Annotated in this window: 5 protein-coding genes; 1 reads left to right on the forward strand and 4 read right to left on the reverse strand. The window is 49.4% G+C overall.

Going from position 1 to position 4,467, the window contains the following annotated elements; translation table 11 throughout:
- Nucleotides 1-84: 84 nt before the first annotated feature.
- Nucleotides 85-477, forward strand: a complete 393-nt coding sequence (locus AB1656_00120) for a hypothetical protein (protein ID MEW6233765.1) — start codon at nt 85-87, stop codon at nt 475-477.
- On the opposite strand, the gene AB1656_00125 is transcribed toward AB1656_00120, so the two are convergent.
- From AB1656_00125 to AB1656_00140, 4 genes are all read right to left on the reverse strand, one after another.
- Nucleotides 474-860, reverse strand: a complete 387-nt coding sequence (locus AB1656_00125) for a hypothetical protein (protein ID MEW6233766.1) — start codon at nt 858-860, stop codon at nt 474-476. The two genes, AB1656_00120 and AB1656_00125, sit on opposite strands and share 4 nt — an antisense overlap.
- 173 nt (nt 861-1,033) lie before the next feature.
- Entirely contained in the window at nt 1,034-1,609 is a 576-nt protein-coding gene (locus tag AB1656_00130) for a flavodoxin family protein (protein MEW6233767.1), read from the reverse strand.
- A 244-nt stretch (nt 1,610-1,853) separates the two neighbouring features.
- Complete coding sequence (locus AB1656_00135; GenBank protein ID MEW6233768.1) at nt 1,854-2,837, reverse strand: DUF6599 family protein; 984 nt, start codon at nt 2,835-2,837, stop codon at nt 1,854-1,856.
- Nucleotides 2,838-3,163: 326 nt separating this feature from the next.
- Nucleotides 3,164-4,399 carry an aldo/keto reductase gene (locus AB1656_00140; protein MEW6233769.1) on the reverse strand — a complete coding sequence of 412 codons (1,236 nt, stop codon included), beginning with the start codon at nt 4,397-4,399 and terminating at the stop codon, nt 3,164-3,166.
- Nucleotides 4,400-4,467 lie beyond the last annotated feature (68 nt).

A 4,467-nucleotide genomic window follows, 5' to 3' on the forward strand; every position in this document is an offset into this window, starting at 1 on the left:
GAATTCCTCCAGGGGGTTCCCAACTATCTTCGGATAGACAACCTGAAGACGGGGGTGGTTTCAGGGGCGGGAGCCTGGGCGACCTTGAACAAAGGTTATGCGTCCTACGCCCAGCAAGTGGGATTTGCGATCAATCCTTGCCGCGTACGAAAGGCGTCGGATAAGGACCTTGTGGAGAAGACGTTCTGCAGTCTAAAGGGCATTACACGGCTTCGTCCGGTTCGGCATTGGCTGTACAACCGCGTCACCGCGCATGTCTTCCTCTGTTATCTTGCGTATCTGTTGCTGGCGCTCTTACAATACCGTCTCACGCCCCTGGACATCACGGCGGAAGAGTCGCTATTGGAATTGGACACCATGTACAAGGTATACCTGCGTGATGCGCGAAAAAACTTCCAGGTGTCACGCGTCGTTACGCTCACGAAGAGGCAAGAATCCATTCTCAAGGCGCTTGATCGCAAACTGGTCAAAACCTAGTGTACAAAAATCGACCGGAATTCAGGATAATAGTATGCTATATTGTCATTGCCTCCCTGATAAATTACAGTCTTTCCATCAGGAGAAAATACGGGTTTATAAATCGTATCGTAATCCGAGGGGATATCGATGACTTGCGCGTCATGTTCAAAATCTCGAATCCATTTTGTCTTTGTTACGAAAGACTTTCCTTCTTTATCAATCGCGCATTGCCAGAATAAAAGGGCGACTTTTAGATTGGTTTTTACACTCTCGCCGATCGTTCCCGCCTCTTTGTCAATATAGGTAATATTCAAGAACTCCGTGTTTTCGTCTTCTGACAAAACAATGGGTTGCGCCAAGGCGGCGCTGGTGAAAATCAAGAAAAACGGTAAGAGAATCATTGCGTGATATTTCGTTGCTCTATCCTTTGACGGAGGCTGGAATAAAAAAAAGACGGATTGCGATTTGCTTTTCGCCCCCCTTGTTACTGAATATACATAAAAAGAGCCAAGCCGTCCAGCATTATCGCCGGCGGACGGTTTGGCCTGTTTCGATTAAGCTATAGACAGCTTTTTCACCCGTGGATTTTCTTCAACAGCCACGCCATGTTTTGGCCGAGAGTTTTCATTGTGCGAATGCCTTCCTCGTCCTTTTCCACTTCTCCCTTTTGCAGTCCGAAGCCCATGTTCCAATAAATGGAGCCGGGGACGATCATGCCTCCGATGAGGAAAAAATGGTTGATCGTGTCGAAAGCGTGGATTTCGCCGCCGCGCCGCACGGCGACCACGGCCGCGCCCACTTTGCGCTGGAATAGATTGTCGTTCGCTTTGGCCACCAGACCCGCCCGGTCGATCAGGGCTTTGAGTTCCGCCGATACGTCGGAAAAATAGGTGGGCGAGGCCAGGATCACGCCGTCGGCGGCGATAATTTTTTCGATGCACTCGTTCACGATATCGCTATCGTTGGAGCAGCGTTGGTTCTTCTTGTCGAAGCATTTGTAGCACGCCAAACAGCCGCGAATTGTTTGTCCGGCGAACTGAACCATCTCCGTTTCGATTCCCTGATTTTCCAATTCGCGCAATACATAATTGATGAGGATGGCGGTATTGCCGTCTTTTCGTGCGCTGCCGTTGAAGGCGATGACTTTCATAGGAAGACTCCGTTTATAAAATGATGAATGATGAGCCTCTTGCAAAACTCTATTATTCCTCCCCCAAGCTTGGGGGAGGTTAGGTGGGGATTGAGGTAAGTCCATTAAAATCAACCCCCCTCTAACTCCCCCCAAGCTTGGGGGGAGAATTGAATGATGGATTTCATAAATTTTGCAAGAGCCTCGAATGATGAATGATGAGAAAAAACGGCGCGTTTAGCATCTACAGGGGACGCGCATACATTTATTCCGTTTTCTCTGGATTGTCCTTTTTCTCTTCTTTATCTTTTTTCGGCTGGATTATACTTTCCACTATCTTTTGGGCGAAGGCGGCGGCGTCCTGGGGCGGATTGACGGCGATTATGGCGTAACGTTCGCAGGGAAAGGCGATGAGCGCGCCTTCATATTCGTTCTCGCCGCGAAAGGCTTCGGCGCCGATAGCGGGTTGAGGCGCGATTTTTCCCGTTTTTTCGAAATGGCTTTTCAACTTGGCGATGCGCTCTTGCGCCTGTTGCGGCGTTTCGGCGATGGAGAGAACCAATTGGCATTCCTTCTCGCCGTTTTCGTATAGCGCTTGAAAGGCGGGGGCGAGCGCATCGTGGCCCAGCGGCGCTTTGTTCATATACTGCTGGGAATGGGGGATCAATCCGTCAGCGGGGAAAAGTTTCAATTCTTTAGGCAATTTCTTACCTTTCTTAATTTGTTGGGAAATCTGTTCCGCTGCGGCTAAGAGAAGCGGACCGGTCTTCTCTTTAGGGCTGGAGGCTTGCAATTTGACATAGTAGGAACCCTGATAGAAGTTCAAAGCGGAATCGTCGCCATAACTCTCCGCGCCGATTTCCAGAAAGTTGTTTTTCGGCGAGCGCTCGGCGGAGTAGATGCCGAAGGCGTTGAGCCGCTTGTCCATATCGTAGATTTCCACCGTTAGGATGGCATCCCCTTTTTTGTATTCTTGGACAATCAAGGCGGCAAAGTCGTAGGCGTGATAAGCAGGCGCCGCGCCGTCGATATACATATACAGATCGGAGCCGTAATATTGCCTTTCGCCCTGCGGCTGCAAGCCAAGCCCTTGCGCATCGGGCAGCAGATTCGCCAGTTTTTCTTTCTCTTTATCGGAAACGGGAACATCCTGAGTTCCATCAGCAGTCTGTTCCTCGCAGAGAGCATAGAGAGCATATTGATTAAGGCATACGATTAGCAGTAAAGAAAATAAGAATGTCTTCCTCATCGATCTTGTCTCCCAAGCAATTTAATTCATGGTACGCAGCCAATATTTTAAAGTCGAATGCCGCGAAATTTCTTTCCTCAGACTTGAAAGGCTGGGCTATTGTTAAATGTCCCTTTAAAGGGACAAACGATGATAGCCCGCCGTTTCAACGGCGGGTTTAGGAAGGGATTCCTTCTTCGCGTTTTTCTTTTTTCTTCCGCGTCTACGCGATTCGAACGTAATGGTGGAACGTTCTTTTAACTCTTTCTCGTGTATAACCTAGTAATTTATGAAAAATAAATTCGGGCTTCGTTAGGGTTTCAGCGAAGCCCGAAGGTTTTCATTTCTTACGCGAACATGACGTGAGCAGCTTGCAGCCGTTCGACGATCTTAAGGCCGTTGGGGCAGGTCTCTTCGCAGATCGAGCAATCGCCGCAGCGAGAACTGAGGCGTTGCGCGGCGGGAATCTCATGATAGTACGCTAGAGCCGTATTCCTGTCTCCAAATTGGTCGTGGTAGTAGTCTTTGCAGCGAATGATGGTTGAGATGCGGATATTGTCCGGGCATGCCTGATAGCACTCGTCGCACATCATGCAGTTTTCCGACCGGTTAGCTTGGGCGTAGCGGTAGAGCGCGCGGTCTTCGCTCAGAGTGAGTTGTTCCCGCGCCGCTTTGGCGAAGGCGTCGAACATGTCGAAGGTTCCAATGCCTTTGTTGATCGTAATCACGGAGGGATTGCTGAGCGCTTTTTTCAGATAAGCGCATTGCAGATCGAGAGAGATTTTCTGCAGTTCTTCATCCTGCTTTTCTTTGAATTCGTCCTTCCTGCGCAGGTCTTTGACGCCGAATCCGCCCATGGTTTTCATGGCCATGATGCGCATCCCGTTTTCCTGCATTTTTTTTAAGGATTCGTCTAATCCTTCCAGGTTGGGCTGGTTGAAAGTCGGCATGATAAGTTTAAATACGTTGTTTTTGATGCCCGCCGCCACAGTCCCCGGAACGTCTCCATGGATGGTTAAACCGGCGTAGCGAACGATGCCTTTGGCTTTCAAGGCTTCGAAGCGTTCCTGGATTTGGGGATCGAGGGGTTCGTTCGCCTCATGGCGGTTGAACATGAAGAAGTCGACGTAATCCGTATTGAGTTTTTCGAATATGCCTTCTTCTTTAAAGCGCTTAATGTCTTCATCGGCGGATTTGAATTCCTGGGGCAGAAAGTTGTCTTTCAAGGCGATATACACTTTATCCCGCTTCGTCTTTAAAACCTTGCCGAGGTCCACCAGGGACGAACCGCCCATGTAACTCGTCGAGATATGCACCAGGTTCACGCCGCGGTCGATGGCGTAATCGTTCACCGCTGGAACGTTCACTAAGCCGCCCAAGCTGATGACGGAAAGGGAAATATCCGTTCCCGGCAGGGGACGATAACGCATTTCCGAATTGTAGTTAAGAATTTTTTTAGAGTCGATTTGCTTCTCGTTGGATTCCGCGGCCCAAACGCTGGGAGAGATTCCAGCGGCGGCCGCTCCGAGCATTCCGCCTTTAAGGAAAGATCGGCGGCTTACATCAGGTTTTCGATTCCACATAACCATCCTCCAGTAAAAAATTGGGATTTTTTAAGTTTGTCCTCGTATAGGATACAGAAGTTCCTTTT

The sequence above is a fragment of the Candidatus Omnitrophota bacterium genome, from assembly GCA_040755155.1.
In the GTDB taxonomy this organism is placed as follows: Bacteria; Hinthialibacterota; Hinthialibacteria; order Hinthialibacterales; family Hinthialibacteraceae; genus JBFMBP01.

Excerpts from the sequence above, each read along its gene's own strand:
- AB1656_00125 (MEW6233766.1), bottom strand. The coding sequence starts at position 860 with ATGATTCTCTTACCGTTTTTCTTGATTTTCACCAGCGCCGCCTTGGCG.
- AB1656_00130 (MEW6233767.1), bottom strand. The coding sequence starts at position 1,609 with ATGAAAGTCATCGCCTTCAACGGCAGCGCACGAAAAGACGGCAATACC.
- AB1656_00135 (MEW6233768.1), bottom strand. The coding sequence starts at position 2,837 with ATGAGGAAGACATTCTTATTTTCTTTACTGCTAATCGTATGCCTTAAT.
- AB1656_00140 (MEW6233769.1), bottom strand. The coding sequence starts at position 4,399 with ATGTGGAATCGAAAACCTGATGTAAGCCGCCGATCTTTCCTTAAAGGC.